Source organism: Aeromonas sp. Marseille-Q7275 (genome assembly GCF_965119515.1).
On the sequence record NZ_CBCPLW010000016.1, the window covers coordinates 71,810 to 86,526 of the forward strand.

General features: G+C 59.7%; 13 protein-coding genes. 5 read left to right on the plus strand and 8 right to left on the minus strand.

The annotated features are described in order from the left end of the window. Positions 1-1,444: 1,444 nt before the first annotated feature. From ACWPWQ_RS15390 to ACWPWQ_RS15420, 7 genes are all read right to left on the minus strand, one after another. On the minus strand, positions 1,445-1,912 hold the full coding sequence (locus tag ACWPWQ_RS15390) for a hypothetical protein (RefSeq protein ID WP_454010186.1): 468 nt from the start codon (positions 1,910-1,912) through the stop codon (positions 1,445-1,447). Positions 1,913-2,638: 726 nt separating this feature from the next. Next, positions 2,639-3,445 carry a tryptophan synthase subunit alpha gene (trpA, locus tag ACWPWQ_RS15395; RefSeq protein WP_454010187.1) on the minus strand — a complete coding sequence of 269 codons (807 nt, stop codon included), beginning with the start codon at positions 3,443-3,445 and terminating at the stop codon, positions 2,639-2,641. Beyond that, entirely contained in the window at positions 3,442-4,635 is a 1,194-nt protein-coding gene (gene trpB, locus ACWPWQ_RS15400) for a tryptophan synthase subunit beta (protein WP_454010188.1), read from the minus strand. The genes trpA and trpB overlap by 4 nt, the downstream gene beginning before the upstream one ends. Before the next feature lie 74 nt (positions 4,636-4,709). Next, positions 4,710-6,209, minus strand: a complete 1,500-nt coding sequence (gene trpCF / locus ACWPWQ_RS15405) for a bifunctional indole-3-glycerol-phosphate synthase TrpC/phosphoribosylanthranilate isomerase TrpF (protein ID WP_454010189.1) — start codon at positions 6,207-6,209, stop codon at positions 4,710-4,712. Continuing rightward, positions 6,206-7,219: an anthranilate phosphoribosyltransferase gene (gene trpD, locus ACWPWQ_RS15410; RefSeq protein ID WP_139439552.1), complete on the minus strand. Its 1,014-nt coding sequence runs from the start codon at positions 7,217-7,219 to the stop codon at positions 6,206-6,208. The genes trpCF and trpD overlap by 4 nt, the downstream gene beginning before the upstream one ends. A 9-nt stretch (positions 7,220-7,228) precedes the next feature. After that, entirely contained in the window at positions 7,229-7,828 is a 600-nt protein-coding gene (locus ACWPWQ_RS15415) for an aminodeoxychorismate/anthranilate synthase component II (protein ID WP_005323478.1), read from the minus strand. An 80-nt stretch (positions 7,829-7,908) separates the two neighbouring features. Next, entirely contained in the window at positions 7,909-9,546 is a 1,638-nt protein-coding gene (locus ACWPWQ_RS15420; RefSeq protein ID WP_454010190.1) for an anthranilate synthase component 1, read from the minus strand. 421 nt (positions 9,547-9,967) lie between these two features. Between ACWPWQ_RS15420 and rnm the strand changes: the two genes are divergently transcribed. From rnm to rluB, 5 genes are all read left to right on the plus strand, one after another. Continuing rightward, positions 9,968-10,849: an RNase RNM gene (gene rnm, locus ACWPWQ_RS15425; protein WP_202046712.1), complete on the plus strand. Its 882-nt coding sequence runs from the start codon at positions 9,968-9,970 to the stop codon at positions 10,847-10,849. Between the two features lie 129 nt (positions 10,850-10,978). Next, positions 10,979-11,599, plus strand: coding sequence for an L-threonylcarbamoyladenylate synthase (locus ACWPWQ_RS15430; RefSeq protein ID WP_010673702.1), 621 nt, complete (start codon positions 10,979-10,981; stop codon positions 11,597-11,599). Beyond that, positions 11,592-12,473 carry a segregation and condensation protein A gene (locus ACWPWQ_RS15435; RefSeq protein WP_454010191.1) on the plus strand — a complete coding sequence of 294 codons (882 nt, stop codon included), beginning with the start codon at positions 11,592-11,594 and terminating at the stop codon, positions 12,471-12,473. Before ACWPWQ_RS15430 ends, ACWPWQ_RS15435 begins: the two co-directional genes overlap by 8 nt. Positions 12,474-12,508: 35 nt before the next feature. Then, positions 12,509-13,081 (plus strand): SMC-Scp complex subunit ScpB, encoded by a 573-nt coding sequence (scpB, locus tag ACWPWQ_RS15440; RefSeq protein ID WP_454010192.1) that lies wholly within the window; start codon positions 12,509-12,511, stop codon positions 13,079-13,081. A gap of 110 nt (positions 13,082-13,191) precedes the next feature. Further along, positions 13,192-14,115 carry a 23S rRNA pseudouridine(2605) synthase RluB gene (rluB, locus tag ACWPWQ_RS15445; RefSeq protein WP_139439557.1) on the plus strand — a complete coding sequence of 308 codons (924 nt, stop codon included), beginning with the start codon at positions 13,192-13,194 and terminating at the stop codon, positions 14,113-14,115. A gap of 67 nt (positions 14,116-14,182) precedes the next feature. On the opposite strand, the gene ACWPWQ_RS15450 is transcribed toward rluB, so the two are convergent. Beyond that, positions 14,183-14,698 (minus strand): winged helix DNA-binding protein, encoded by a 516-nt coding sequence (locus ACWPWQ_RS15450; protein WP_202046709.1) that lies wholly within the window; start codon positions 14,696-14,698, stop codon positions 14,183-14,185. Positions 14,699-14,717: the final 19 nt, after the last annotated feature.

The following is a 14,717-nucleotide window of genomic DNA, read 5'->3' on the forward strand; positions in this document are numbered from 1 at the left end:
TTTTCAGGATGATCAGTGGGGTTTCTAAATCTGACTCGCAAGTGATCAAGATGTGCCATTAATGTATCGTCAGGTTTTGGATTTTTGGGTTTGTTCTTAAGCTCTGATGTAAGACACCCCCAGGCTCTACCTGAATCCTCTTGGGAAGTATGCTCTAAAAAGAATGCGTACACACTCTTCTATTGCACGAAGAATATGAAATGCGGCAGCTGTTGGGCACTCAAAAGCAATACATTTACATGCCTGATTGATGTCATATTGAGCTTGGGCAGTTAGAAGGTCATAGACGCCCTTTCCCAATATTTCACCATGGTTCTCAAGTAGGTGGTTCAATATAAATCGTCTGGGGATTGGAGTTGCGATAATTCTTGTTTGTGCCTCGGCAAGAACAGTGTTTTCCATTTCAGCAATAGCATGTGTTAAATCGTTTTCTTGTTTTTCTGTAATTCTCCCTTCACTTTCTTTATTGTTATAAAGTGTTTCTATCTCTAAAAGTTCTTTTTCTATAGGGAGAACTTTAAAATTGTAAAGATTTTTAGAAACAGTGAACCCAAGTTCGGATAGGTCTTTTTGAACTCATTCAAATTGTCTAATATAAATCCATCACCAAAAACAAGATCTTGATTACTGCGGCCCATTAGATATCTCATTCTACCGCCGAGAGTCAAAAAACTTATGGGGTTCGTTATTTTCATAATCCATTCCTTATTTTATAGCGACCACTTAAATGGTTGCGAAAATATCATCCAACATATGAGTTCTATATATTATTTTTTGTTTGTTATTGAGTGAACTATAAATTGGCTGCTGGGTGGGCTGATATCAGTAAATGGTTTTATTTTTGATGGGTCAAAATCATCCAATATTATATTGTTTGTTTTTAGCAGTCTTTCCTCACATGGAGCATATATTTTTCCCATTCATTACGGAATAGCTCTTCAATTTTATATTGAATCTCGAAATCGCACATATTTTATAGACTTTCTCTTGTTTTGGCCAAAACTCAGAACCTTTCAAATCGGCCACCTGGTTTTTAGACCATTTCTCATCGTTTATTCTTTTGCTGAAGGCATTGTTAATACATGACTTTACTAATAAACTCTTAATAGATTTTTGTTTCAATAAATGCTGCTTCCCATGCTTCAAAGTTTGGGGTTGGGCATATTAAGTTCATTTTGTGTTTTTTTATGCCATTCTTGTATTGAGAGTAAAGTTTATATTTTGCAGCTTGGTTGATACCTTTTGCTGATTTATACGAATCATATAGCCTGGCTAAGTTTTCATTTGCATGCTTCAAGGGGGATAAATATGTTTTTCTAATTTTTCTTTAATGGATGCTTCATTTTCAAAATGAAATATGTCATATGATGAACCCGTGTTGTTTAATATTAAAATAAGATTGTCAGGTAATCTGGTTTTCCTAATAAAGTCTCTTTATGTAGTTCTAAAGGTCACTGGTTGCAACATTCACACTAGCTTTAGTCTTGACTAATTCAATATGGGTTTGATTATATTCACTTTTGATTTTATCAAGATTTGAACGTGATTTTTCTTTTTCTTGACTTAATTCTTCGATATCTAATAATAGTTGTTTTTTAGAGTCAATTAGTTTTTTTAACTCTATGTTTTTTTGATCTATTTTATGGGTTGCCTCGTTGAGCTGTTTATCCCATGATTTCTTTTCTAACTCAAGTTCAGCAAGTTGCTCAGAAATTTGTTCTTTTTGAACTACTGGTAATACTGTGTATATATAGCCATAAATAACTACAAGAAGCATGGCAACTTGCGACCAGTTAGCAAAAAACAATCCTAGTCTTTCATATTTTGGTTTCTGTCCTGCTAATCCACCTATCTGTTTTGATATTTTCTCTAATAATATCGTGGTTTCATTTTTAGTTTTTTTAAATGCCATTTTTTCTAAATTTAATCCTTGAGTTGAAATTTATTAGCAGGCGTGGATATTAAATCGATAGTAGGGGGCTTAATAAGGTTCCATAACGTTCTGATAATTGCCTCTAAAGATTTATTTTGATGGTCTCATATGCTTTGCTAAAAATCGTAGGTTGGTGCTGAACGAAGTGAAGCCCAACGTTTACCACGAAATGTATCTGTAAATCTGTTTTGCGGATCTGGCACGTCCTTGTTTATCCGGAGAGGGTTGGCGTAATAATGCTCGCCTGTTGGGCTTCGCTATGCTCTGCGCCAACCTACAAAAACCACGCTACCGCCCCTGAGTGACAGCTCCCAGTTCGCTGCTGTTAACCTGCGAGATAGCAACAATCGCAGCCATGGTGCGCTCCCGAGTGAGGGATTGTCGTTTGGCTATCTTAAGGGCGAGGGGAGAGGGTTGAGAAGCATGTTTTGGCGGGAATCTGTGTTGGATCAATAAATTAGTCATTAGGGCGTACGCTGAGTGAGCAACTCATTTGGCTGGGAATGCACCATCCCCTCACCCCAGCCCTCTCCCGTAGGGAGAGGGGGCAAGACGCCGAGATCTGCAAGCGGGGCGAGCGAGATAAAAAGAAAGGGAGCCGGTCTGGCTCCCTTTGATACGGAGATGCAACGATGGCTGCTATGCGTAATGTGGATACGCAGCCGGATCACTCACGGCCAATGGCATTTTGACCCATGCCGCCCCTTATCGGTTGGTCGCGGCCTTCATCCCTTCCACAAACTCCTTCAGACGGGTGAGCATATGCTCCGGGTTCTGGTGGTGGGTCTCGATGATCTTCACCACGGCGGAGCCGGAGATGGCGCCGGCGGCCCCGGCCTTGATGGCATCGCGTACCTGAGCCGGTTCGCTGATGCCAAAGCCGAGCAGGGCGGGGGGGGCCTTGAACTCGCGCAGGGTATTGATGAGGCCATCCACCGGCATGCCGGCCTTGGTCTCGGCGCCGGTCACGCCGGCGCGGCTCACCAGATAGGTGTAACCGGAGCCGAGCTCTGCCACGGCCTTGAGCGTCTCGGTGTCACCGTTCGGCGGGGCAATAAAGATGCTGTCGATGCCGAACCTGTCGGCGGCCGCCTTGTAGGGCTCGCACATCTGCACCGGCACGTCGGCCACCAGCACGGAGTCCACCCCCGCCTGCTGGCACTTCTCGTAGAAGCCGTCGATGTGGCGCACATAGACGAGATTCGCGTAGACCAGCAGGCCAATGGGCAGCTCCGGGTACTTGGCGCGGATGCGGCCAAGCAGGCCGAAGCAGTCGTCCGGGGTGGTGTGGCTGGCAAAGGCACGCAGGGCGGCACCCTGAATGGTGGGGCCATCCGCCACCGGATCGGAGAAGGGAATGCCGAGTTCGAGGGCGTCGGCGCCCCCTTCGACCAGGGCATCGACGATGGCGAGCGACAGCTCGGGGGTGGGGTCACCCAGCATCACGAAGGGCACGAAGGCGCCCTGATTGGCCTTGTCCAGACGGGAGAAGAGTTGTGCGTAGCGATTCATGACAAGGTTCCTTCTTTTTCAAAGATGTCGGCGACGGTGAAGATGTCTTTGTCGCCACGGCCGGAGAGGTTGACGATGAGCACCTGCTCTTTCTCGGGTTCACTGCGGGCCATCTTGAGGGCGTGGGCCAGGGCGTGGGAGGATTCCAGCGCCGGTATGATGCCTTCGGATTTGGCCAGCTCCTGGAAGGCGTCCAGCGCCTCCTTGTCGGTCACCGAGGGATACTCGGCGCGGCCGATGGCGGCCAGGTGAGCGTGCTGGGGGCCGACGGAGGGGAAGTCCAGCCCCGCCGAGACGGAGTAGGACTCCTGGATCTGGCCCTGGCTGTCCTGCATCAGGTAGGAGTGCATGCCAAAGAAGACCCCCTTGCTGCCGTGACCGAGCGGCGCGCCGTGCTCGCCGCTCTCTATGCCGTGACCACCGGGCTCGACCCCGATCAGACGCACCGAAGGCTCATCGATAAAGTCAGCAAACATGCCGATGGCGTTGGATCCGCCGCCGACGCAGGCGATCACGGCGTCGGGCAGGCGCTCCTCCTTCTCGAAGCACTGGGCCTTGGCCTCTTCCCCGATCATCTTCTGGAACTCCCGCACGATAGTGGGGAAGGGGTGGGGGCCGGCGGCGGTGCCGAGCAGGTAGTGGGCGGTCTCGTAGTTGGCAGCCCAGTCGCGCAGCGCCTCGTTGCAGGCATCCTTGAGGGTGGCGGAGCCGGAGTGCACAGGTATCACTGTGGCCCCCATCAACTTCATGCGAAACACATTGGGTTTCTGGCGCTCGCAATCCTTGGCACCCATATAGACCCGGCACTTGAGGCCGAGCAGGGCGCAGGCCAGGGCGGTGGCGACCCCGTGCTGACCGGCGCCGGTCTCGGCGATGATCTCGCTCTTGCCCATGCGCTTGGCGAGCAGGGCCTGACCCAGCACCTGGTTGGTCTTGTGAGCGCCGCCGTGCAGCAGATCTTCACGCTTGAGGTAGAGGCGGGTCTTGGTGCCCTTGGTCAGATTGCGGGTGAGGGTCAAGGGGGTCGGGCGACCGGCATACTCGGTGAGCAGGGACTGAAACTCGGCGACGAAGGCCGGATCATCCTTGGCATCGACGAAGGCCTTCTCCAGCTGGAGCAGGGCGGGGATGAGGATCTGGGGCACATACATGCCGCCAAATTCACCAAAAAACGGGTTGAGCAGGGTCATAGATTATTCCTTGTGCTTATAGGCAAATGCAGTTCATTAATTTGGTGCATGTTCAGAGGGTGCGCAGGGCACTCTTACAGTTGGCGCAGGGCGCCAAAGGCCGCCGCCAGCTTGTGCGCATCCTTCTGGCCCGGGGCACTCTCCACCCCGGAGTTGAAATCAAGGCCCACGCAGCCCACCCGGGCCGCCTGCAGGGCGTTGTCGGGGTTGAGCCCCCCCGCCAGCATCAGCTTGGCTTTATCGAGACTTCCCAGCAGGGCCCAGTCGAATGCCTGGCCGGTGCCGCCGCTCTGGCTGCCCACTTTTGTATCGAGCAGCAGGCGATCCGCCGGGTAGTCGAGGGAGGGCAGGGGCTCGCCGCTTTCCTTGCCAAGAGAGACGCCTACCGCTTTCCAGATCTGGCAGCCTGCCGGCAGCAGGGGGCGCAGGGTCTCGATATAGGCGGCGTCCTCGTCCCCGTGCAGTTGCACGGCGGCGAGGTTCAGGGCCTCCACCGTCTTGGCAATGGTGGCGGGCTGGGCATTGCGAAACACCCCCACATAGGAGAGCGGCGCACCCGCCATGACGGCGCGGGCGGCGGGAATGTCCACGTAGCGCGGGCTCTTGGCGACGAAGATAAGGCCACCAAACACGGCCCCCGCCTGATGGGCTGCGGCGGCATCTTCGGGGCGGGTGAGGCCGCACACCTTGTTCTGGCCGAGCACCAGCTTGCGCACCGCCGCCTCCAGATCCGGCTCGCTCATCAGGGAGGAGCCCACCAGGAAGCCCTTGGCATGGGCGCGCAGCTCCGCCACCTGGGCGCGGTGGTTGATGCCGGACTCGCTGATGACCACCCGATCGGCGGGGATCTCGGCCGCCAGCTGTTGGGTACGGGCGAGATCCACGCTCAAATCCCGCAGATCCCGGTTATTGATGCCAATCACGGGGGCGCCGAGGGCGACGGCGCGATCCCGCTCCTCTGCATTGCTCACCTCGGTGAGCACCCCGAGGCCTAACTCTTTCGCCACCTTGAACAGGGCGCGATAGCCCTCGTCGGTGAGCACGGAGAGCATCAGCAGGATGGCGTCCGCCTGATAGTGGCGGGCCAGATAGACCTGATAGGGGTCGATCATGAAGTCCTTGCACAGCACCGGCTGCTTGACCCGGCCGCGCACCCTGGGCAGGAAGGCAAAATCCCCCTGGAAGAACTGCTCGTCCGTCAGCACAGAGATGGCGGTGGCGTAGTTGCCATAGATGTCGGCGATGGCCTCCGGGCTGAAGTCGTCGCGGATCAGACCCTTGGAGGGGGAGGCCTTCTTGCATTCGAGAATGAAGCGGGTGGAGCCTGCACGCAGGTCGCCCTCGAAGTCCCGATCGCTTGGCACCAGGGCGCCCTGGAAGCTCTCCAGGGGCTGGGTCAGCTTGCGGGCCGCGACCCACTCCTGCTTGGCGGCCACGATTTTGCCGAGAATGGTCTGGTTGATGGACGCCCGATTCAGGAAGGCATCGGGGGAGGAGAGGGGGTCGAGCATCTCGATATCCTTGCTAAGAGTGGTACTGCCTTGTTGGCTGCCGTGAGTACTGACTGACATCATGCCTCCTGATGGCTCAGGGTGGCGAGGGCCTGGGCGAGCAGGCGGGTTTCACCGCTTGCAAGCTTGGCCAGCACCTGCGCGGCCGCCTGCTTGAAGTCCGGGGCCTTGCCCGCCATCACCAGGAGCGGCGCCACGTTGGCGGCGATGGCGGCGTTGTGGGCCGCTGTGCCTTCCCCTGCCAGTATGGCGTCCGTGATGGCGCGGTTCTCTTCCGGCTCCCCCCCTTGAATGGCGCTGACCGGGTAGGTCTCGAGGCCAAAGTCGGCCGGGGTGAGCAGGTATTCGCGAATTTCGCCGTCACGGATCTCGGCCACCTGGGTCGGACCGTGAATGGCCACTTCGTCCAGCCCGGCGCCGTGTACCACCATACCGGTTTTCAGCCCCAGTGCCAGCAGGGTTTCGGCGATGGGACGCACCAGCTCGGGGGCATAGACCCCCATCAGCTGGTAGCTGGGGCGGGCGGGGTTGATAAGCGGCCCCAGGACGTTAAATAGCGTCCTGGTTTTCAAGGCCTGGCGCACCGGCATGGCGTGGCGCACCCCGGCGTGGTACTGGGGGGCGAACAGGAAGCAGATGCCGAGCTCGTCCAGACAGCGGCGAGCCTGGGCCGGGCTCATGTCGAGCTTGATCCCCATCTTGTCCAGCAGATCGCTCGAACCCGATTTGCTCGAGACGGAGCGGTTGCCGTGCTTGGCGACTTTCAGGCCGCAGGCGGCGGCCACCAGGGCCGAGGTGGTGGAGACGTTGATGGTGTTGAGGCCGTCGCCACCTGTGCCGACGATGTCGCAGAACGCATAGTCCGGGCGCGGGAAGGGGCGGGCCTCCGCCAGCAGGGCCTCGGCGGCGCCGGCGATCTCCTCCGGGGTCTCCCCCTTGAGCTTGAGGGCGGTGAGCAGGCTCGCCAGCACGATGGGATCCACTTCGCCACGGACCACCTGGCCGAAGGCGTCGCGAGCGGCGTCGCGGGTGAGAGACTGCCCCTGATAGAGGGTGTTGAGATGTTGATGCATGGGGTCTCCTTACCGCACGTGGCTTTCTGGACGGGTGATGTGGGCGAGGGCCTGGGTCAGCAGGCGGGCCCCTTCCGAGGTCATGATGGATTCCGGGTGGAACTGGAAGCCCAGCACCCGCTCGTCCCGTTGTTCTATGGCCATGGGCATGCCCTGATAGTGGGCAATCACCTGCAACTCCTCCGGCACATAGGTCGCCACCAGGGAGTGGTAGCGGGCCACCGGCAGCGGGCTCGGGAGCCCCGCGAAGGCGCCGTGACCGTTGTGCTCGATGAGCGAGCGCTTGCCGTGGACGATTTCCCCGGCCGCCCCGACTGTGCCGCCGTAGGCTTCGCACAGGGCCTGATGACCGAGGCAGATGCCGAGGATGGGCACCCGGCCGCGGGCCAGCTTGATGAGGTCAATCAGGCAGCCCGCCTCGTGGGGGGCGCCCGGCCCCGGGGAGAGCACCAGCACGGCGTCACCGTCACAGGCTTCTATCTCCTGCATGATGCGGCTCGCCGGGAGGCTGTTGCGGTAGATGCGCACCGGATAGCCCAGGGTGCGGAACTGGTCCACGAGGTTGTAGGTGAATGAATCGAAGTTGTCGAGCAGGAAGATGTTAGTCATGGGTCTGCTCCTTCGAAGTGCGGAACTGATCGGCCAAGGCGTTGTAGGTAAACGAGTCGAAGTTATCGAGCAGGAAGATGTTAGTCATGGCTCACGTCCTTATGTTGCTCCTGCTGGGCGCTCAGGGCTTGCAGGGAGGTGCCATGGCTGGCGGCGATGGCGGCCAGCACGGCGGCCGCCTTGGCGCGGGTCTCATCCGCTTCGGCTTGGGGCTTGGAGTCATAGACCACGCCGGCACCGGCCTGGACATGGGCCAGACCCGCTTTCACGAAGGCGGAGCGGATGACGATGCAGGTGTCCATCTCCCCCGCGCCGTTGAGGTAGCCCACGGCGCCGCCGTAGCTGCCGCGGCGCTTGCCTTCCACCATGCGGATCAGCTCGCTGGCCCGCAGCTTGGGGGCGCCGGTCAGGGTGCCCATGTTCATGCAGGCCTGATAGGCGTGCAGGGCATCAAGGTCGGCACGAAGGCGGCCCACCACCCGGGAGACCAGGTGCATCACGTGGCTGTAGCGATCCACTTTGAGCAGATCCTTCACGTAGCGGGTGCCGGGCTCGGAGATGCGGGCGATGTCGTTGCGACCCAGATCCACCAGCATCAGGTGCTCGGCCACCTCTTTCTCGTCCTGGCGCAGCTCCAGCTCGATGCGACCGTCGAGATCCAGATTGATGCTGCCATCTGGGTTGAGGCCGCGGCGGCGGGTGCCAGCGATGGGGTACATCTCCACCTGGCGGCTGGCGGCGCAGAACTTGACCGCGCTCTCCGGGGAGGCGCCAAACAGAGTGAAACCCTCGTCCTGTACATAGAACATGTAGGGGCTGGGGTTGGTCTGCTTGAGGCGGCGATAGGCGGCCAGCGGGTCTGGGCAGGGGAGGGAGAAGCTGCGGGACGGCACCACCTGGAAGATGTCCCCACGGCGGATGAAGCCCTTGAGCTTCTCCACCTCGGCGCAGAACTGCTTGTCGCTCTTGTCGATCTGGAGGTTGCCGGTGAGCGGCTTGGCGCCCTGTGCCCCCGGTTGCGGCTGCTGGCAGGCCTGCTTGAAAGCCTCGAGGCGTGCGGTCAGCTGGGCGTAACGCTCATCGAGCTGGCGCTCGTCCTGCTCGCCGCCAAAGAGGCAGGCCAGCAGGGCCGTGCTCTGCTTGATGTGATCTATGGTGATCAGGGTCTCGGCCACATAGAAGCAGTAGTCGGGGCAGTCGTTGCTTCCTTCAGGCACCTCGGGCAAGTCTTCAAAGGAGGCGATGAGGTCGTAAGCGAAGCTGCCCCCCATGAAGAGGGCCTCTTTGCCCTGCTGGCACTGCAGCTCCCGTTGCAGGGTGCGCAGCACATCCAGCACGCTGCTGCCCTTGAGGCGGCTGTCTTCGTCAAGGGTGCGGTCGGAGGCCGGGAAATCGAGCTGCAGCTCGTCCGCCACCCGGGTCTGGGTGATGACGGCGGGGAGGCGCTGCTCGAGCAGGCGCTGCAGCGCGGCGCCGTTGCTGGTGAGGGCGCGGACCCGCACCGTGCGGCCACGGCACTCGATGCGCAGGCAGGCGTCCACCAGCAGCAGGCTCTGGGTGCCGGCCTTGGAGTCGATCTCCACCGATTCCAGCAGCAGGTTGTTGGGCTTGTGCTGGCAGAGCTGGGTGTAGAGCGCCAGGGGATCTGTCACATAAGGGGCATTGAGCCTGATGGTGTCGAATTCGCCCAGGGGTAACCGGGTCTTGTTGCCTGTCATAATGCCTTCCCTTGCATGTGTTGTGTGTAACCGATGGTCATGGCGTTTCTCTCGAGTTGGGATTGGGTTTTCGTCACGTCAGCGAGTTCGCCATCGCCATGTCAGTGCACTTGTCTGAATTGTCGGTTTCATCACAGGTCCATTTGCCGGATAATAAAAAAGCCCGCTGGGGTCAGCGGGCTTTTTCTTTGGGTTCTTAATTTGCTGTCAGATTACAGGTACAGCAACGACCACACGCCCGCATGTCAGGGAGTGTGCCACCACCAGATGGTCAGGATGGAAGTCGTTTGCATGATAGCGTCCTGTAAAAAGATGTTTGCAATGAAGTGCCTACAGAAAACGATAAAGCCGCGGCCAAGTCAAGTCGCTTTTTTGCCTTCTTTTTCCCAAGCAGGCCCCCTGATGAGAGCGAAACAAGCCGATGAGATTCGATCTTCACTGTCATACCACGGCCTCGGATGGCGTGCTGAGCCCTGCCGACCTGGTGCGCCGCGCCGCCGAGAAAGGGGTGGAGGTGTTAGCGGTCACTGACCACGACACCCTTGACGGGCTTGATGAAGTCCGTCAGACGATCCAGAACGAACAGTTGCCGCTGCGACTGGTGAGCGGGGTCGAGATCTCCACCGGGTGGGAGCACCACGAGATCCACATAGTGGCGCTCGGGGTGGATGAAAAAAATCCGCAGCTGGTCACCTTCCTGGCCGGTCAGCGGGCCCGCCGCGAGGCGCGCGCCCAGGAAATAGGGCGCCGTCTGGAAAAGTGCCTCATCCCGGGCACCTATGAAGAGGCCAAGCAGCTCGCCGGTGACGCCGCCGTGACCCGGGCCCATTTTGCCCGGGTGCTGGTGGCGCGCGGGGTGGCCGACAACATGCAAAAGGTATTCAAAAAGTACCTGAGCCGGGGCAACAAGGGCTATGTGCCCGCCGAGTGGCCCGAGATGGGGGAGGCCATCGCGGCCATTCATGCCGCTGGCGGGCTGGCGGTGCTGGCCCACCCGAGCCGCTACAGCCTCACCGCCAAGTGGATCAAGCGGCTGCTGGTGGCCTTCAAGGCGGCCGGTGGCGATGCCATGGAGGTCTCCCTGCCCCAGCAGAGCCCACAGGAGCGGGCCAACCTCGGTCAGTGGGCCAAGGATCACGATCTCTATATCTCGGTGGGGTCCGATTTTCACTTCCCCTCCAACTGGACCGAGCTGGGCCGCCATCTGTGGCTGCCCAAGGAGGGCATGCCGCTCTGGCTCGGCCACCCCGATCACTTCGGGCTCAGCCAGGAGCAGCACGCCAGCCTGCTGGCCAGCCGCTGAGCACAATGAGCGGGCACGGATCTTTGGTACGGGCGAGTCTGTGCCAAACAGGTTAAGGTAGTGTCATGGGCCAAGGGGCCCTTGACCATGAAGCGGGCACCCGGCGTGCCCCTATCGCGAGAAGAGCATATGAGTCAGCATTTTTACGTACACCCGGACAACCCCCAGGTTCGCCTCATCAGCCAGGCGGTGCAGATACTGCAAAACGGCGGCGTCATCGTCTATCCCACCGACTCCGGTTACGCCCTGGGCTGCCAGATGGGCAACAAGGATGCGCTGGAGCGCATCTGCCGTATCCGCCGCATCGAGCCAAACCACGACTTCACCCTGGTGTGCCGGGATCTCTCGGAGATCTCCACCTACGCCAAGGTGGACAACACCGCCTTCCGGCTGGTGAAGAACAACACCCCAGGGCCCTACACCTTCATCTTCAAGGCCACCAAGGAGGTGCCGCGTCGCCTCATGAACGAGAAGAAGAAGACCATCGGCATCCGGGTACCCGCCAACAATATCGCGCTCGCATTGCTCGAGGCGCTCGGTGAGCCGCTGCTCTCCACCACTCTGATCCTGCCGGGCTCCGAGATGGCGGAGTTCGACCCCGAAGAGATCGCCGACAAGCTCGGCAAGCAGCTGGATCTGGTGGTCAACGGCGGCTATCTGGGCGAGCAACCCACCACTGTGGTGGACTTCTCCGACGACGAGCCCGTGCTGCGCCGTCGCGGTGCCGGGGATCCGACGCCGTTTGAGTGATACTGCCGAGCCCGTACCCGAGGCGGTGATCGCACCGGGTGCGACGGGGGAGGCCCTGCTTCCCCCGCCCATCGCGAAAGTACTGGGGCAGCCCTACCATGAGCTGCCCCAGGATTTGTTTATTCCGCCCGATGCGCTCGAGGTGTTCCTCGACACCTTCGAGGGGCCGCTGGATCTGCTGCTCTACCTCATCCGCCGTCAGCAGCTCGACATCCTGAACCTGCCTATCCTGCAGATCACCGCCCAGTACATGGAGTACGTGGAGCTGATGCAGGGGCTCAATCTGGAGCTGGCGGCGGAATACCTGCTGATGGCGGCCTGGCTCGCGGAGATAAAATCCCGCCTGCTGTTGCCCAAGGCACCTGAGCTGGAGGACGAGGAGGAGGGGGAAGACCCCCGCGTCACCCTGATCCGCCGGCTGCAGGAGTACGAGCGCTACAAGCTGGGCGCAGAGCGGGTCAACGCCCTGCCGAGGCTGGAGCGGGAGATCTTCATCGCCACCGCCCTGCCACCGGATTTTGGCGCCTTGAAGCCGCTGGCCCCCGATGTTTCACTGGTTGAGCTCGCCCTTTACATGCAAAGTGTGGTAAAACGCGCGACTCATTTTGAACATCACCAGATCCGCCGCGAGCAGATCCCGACCCGGGTGCGCATGGCGGAGATCCTCGCCATGTTGTCCCTGGGGCAGACCCTGCGGCTGGAGCAGGTGCTGCGGGCCGAGGAGGGGCGCATGGGGGTGCTGGTGACCTTCCTGGCCCTGCTGGAGCTGTGCAAGGAGCAACTGATCTGGATCCTGCAGGCCGAGCCGTTGGGTCCCATCCATTTTGCATTGGCCGAGCAGGGCGAGGAGGGCAACCGTGGCGCTGCCCACTGAACGGTTGAAGAGGCCGATGTTGCGAGGAGCAGACCATGGCGCTGCCGGCTGAACGGCTGAAGACCCTGATCGAGGCGGCGCTGTTCGTGGCGGGTCGTCCGCTCAATGTCAGCGAGCTGAAAAGCAGCGTGCTGGTGGACTACCCTGTCACCAGTCGCTATGTGCAGCTGCTGCTGGCGGAGCTCAGGCAGGACTACAGCGAGCGGGGGGTGGAGCTCAAGGAGGTCGCCTCCGGCTGGCGCTTCCAGGCCCGCCAGGAGTACGCCGAGGAGCTGTCGCGCCTGTGGAGCGAACGGGCGCCCCGATATTCGCGCGCCGTGTTGGAAACCCTGACGCTGATTGCCTATCGTCAGCCCATCACCCGGGCCGAGATAGAAGCCATCCGCGGGGTGGCGGTATCGAGCCAGATCATCAATACCCTGAAAGAGCGCGGCTGGGTGCGCAGCATAGGTCACAAGGAGGTGGTGGGCCGCCCCGAGCTGCTCGCCACCACCCGAGAGTTTCTGGACTATTTCAATCTGCAGAGTCTGGAGCAGCTCCCCGAGCTGGATCCCGAACTGCACTCCCCCTTGCCGGTCATGCTGGGCGAGGGGAGCGACGGTCAATAAGCGGCAGGCCGTCTTGAGAATGAACGTGGTGACGATGCCCGATGGCGCGTCACAGGAGTCAATGTTGTCCGCTATGTCAGCGGGCAGCGATCAACAATCAGGTAAACCCGATGAGTGAAAAACTGCAAAAAGTATTGGCCCGCGCGGGTCAAGGCTCCCGTCGTGAGATGGAGGCCCTGATCACCGCAGGTCGGGTCAGCGTGGATGGCAAGGTCGCCATGCTGGGGGATCGCGTCGAAGTGAACGCCGTGATCCGGGTGGATGGTCACCAGGTCAAGACCCGTGCGGCCGAGGAGCAGATCTGCCGCGTGCTGGCGTACCACAAGCCCGAAGGGGAGATGTGTACCCGCCACGATCCGGAAGGTCGTCCCACCGTGTTTGATCGTCTGCCCAAGATGGACGGGGCCCGCTGGATTGCGGTGGGTCGCCTCGACGTCAACACCTCCGGCCTGCTGCTGTTCACCACCGACGGCGAGCTGGCCAACCGGCTGATGCACCCGAGCCACGAAGTGGAGCGGGAATACGCGGTGCGCGTCTTTGGCGAGATCACCGAAGCCATGCTGCAGCGCCTGCGCAAGGGCGTGCAGCTGGAAGACGGCATGGCCAAGTTCAACAAGATCAAGCCGGCCGGCGGTGAAGGGCTGAACCAGTGGTTCAACGTCACCCTGACCGAGGGTCGCAACCGTGAAGTGCGCCGCCTGTGGGAATCCCAGGAAGTGCAGGTGAGCCGCCTGATGCGCATTCGCTACGGTGACGTCACCCTGGATCGCGGCATCCCCCGCGGTGGCTGGCAGGAGCTCAAACTGCCCGAGGTGAACTACCTGCGCGGCCTGGTCAACCTGCCCAACGAGACCGAGTCCAAGGTCGACCTGCAGCAGGATGGCAAGAGCACCCGCCATAAGCAGGCCGCCCAGATCCGTCGCGCCGTCAAGCGCCACAAGGAGATGCAGGGCAAGGAGCCGCGCGCCCGTGCCACCACGGCCCGCCGCAAGCCGCAAGCCTCGACCCGCAACTCGGGCACCGGCAGCAAGTAATTCCCGCCACTGCCGCTCAAGAGCCTACCCCGCGAGGGGTGGGCTTTTTTTATGGGCGCTCGGGCAACTAGAGGGAGGCGGCGGCCCTTGACGCCTGATCATAGAGGCTGGCAAACAGCCGCAGTTGCTGCGCGATTTCCGCCGTCGAGCCGTTCGCCCCGGCCAGCCCGCTCTCCACGATGACCTGGATCAGACACTGCTCGCGGATCTCGCTGTACTGGTGGCACAGGGCGGCCCCGGCCGGGGTGGTGCTGAAATGCACCTCCTTGCCCACCTTGGTGCGCGCCGCATAGCCCAGGGTCACCAGCTTCTTCAGGGCATAGGTGGCGACATGGGTGTCCTCTATGTTCAGCACGAAACAGATATCGGCCAGCCGCTTGGGGCGATCCCGGTGATTGATGTGATGGATGAGCAGCACCTCCAGCGCGGTCAGCCCCTTCTCCCCGGCGGCCCCCATGCAACGCACGACCCAGCGGTGAAACGAGTTGTTGAGCACGGTCAGGCCGAATTCCAGCTCGGAGAGGGCGGGGGCCTGGGCCGAGACGAGATGGGCCGATGAGACGATGGAGGGAGACTTGTTCATGGGGATTCCTTTCCTGATG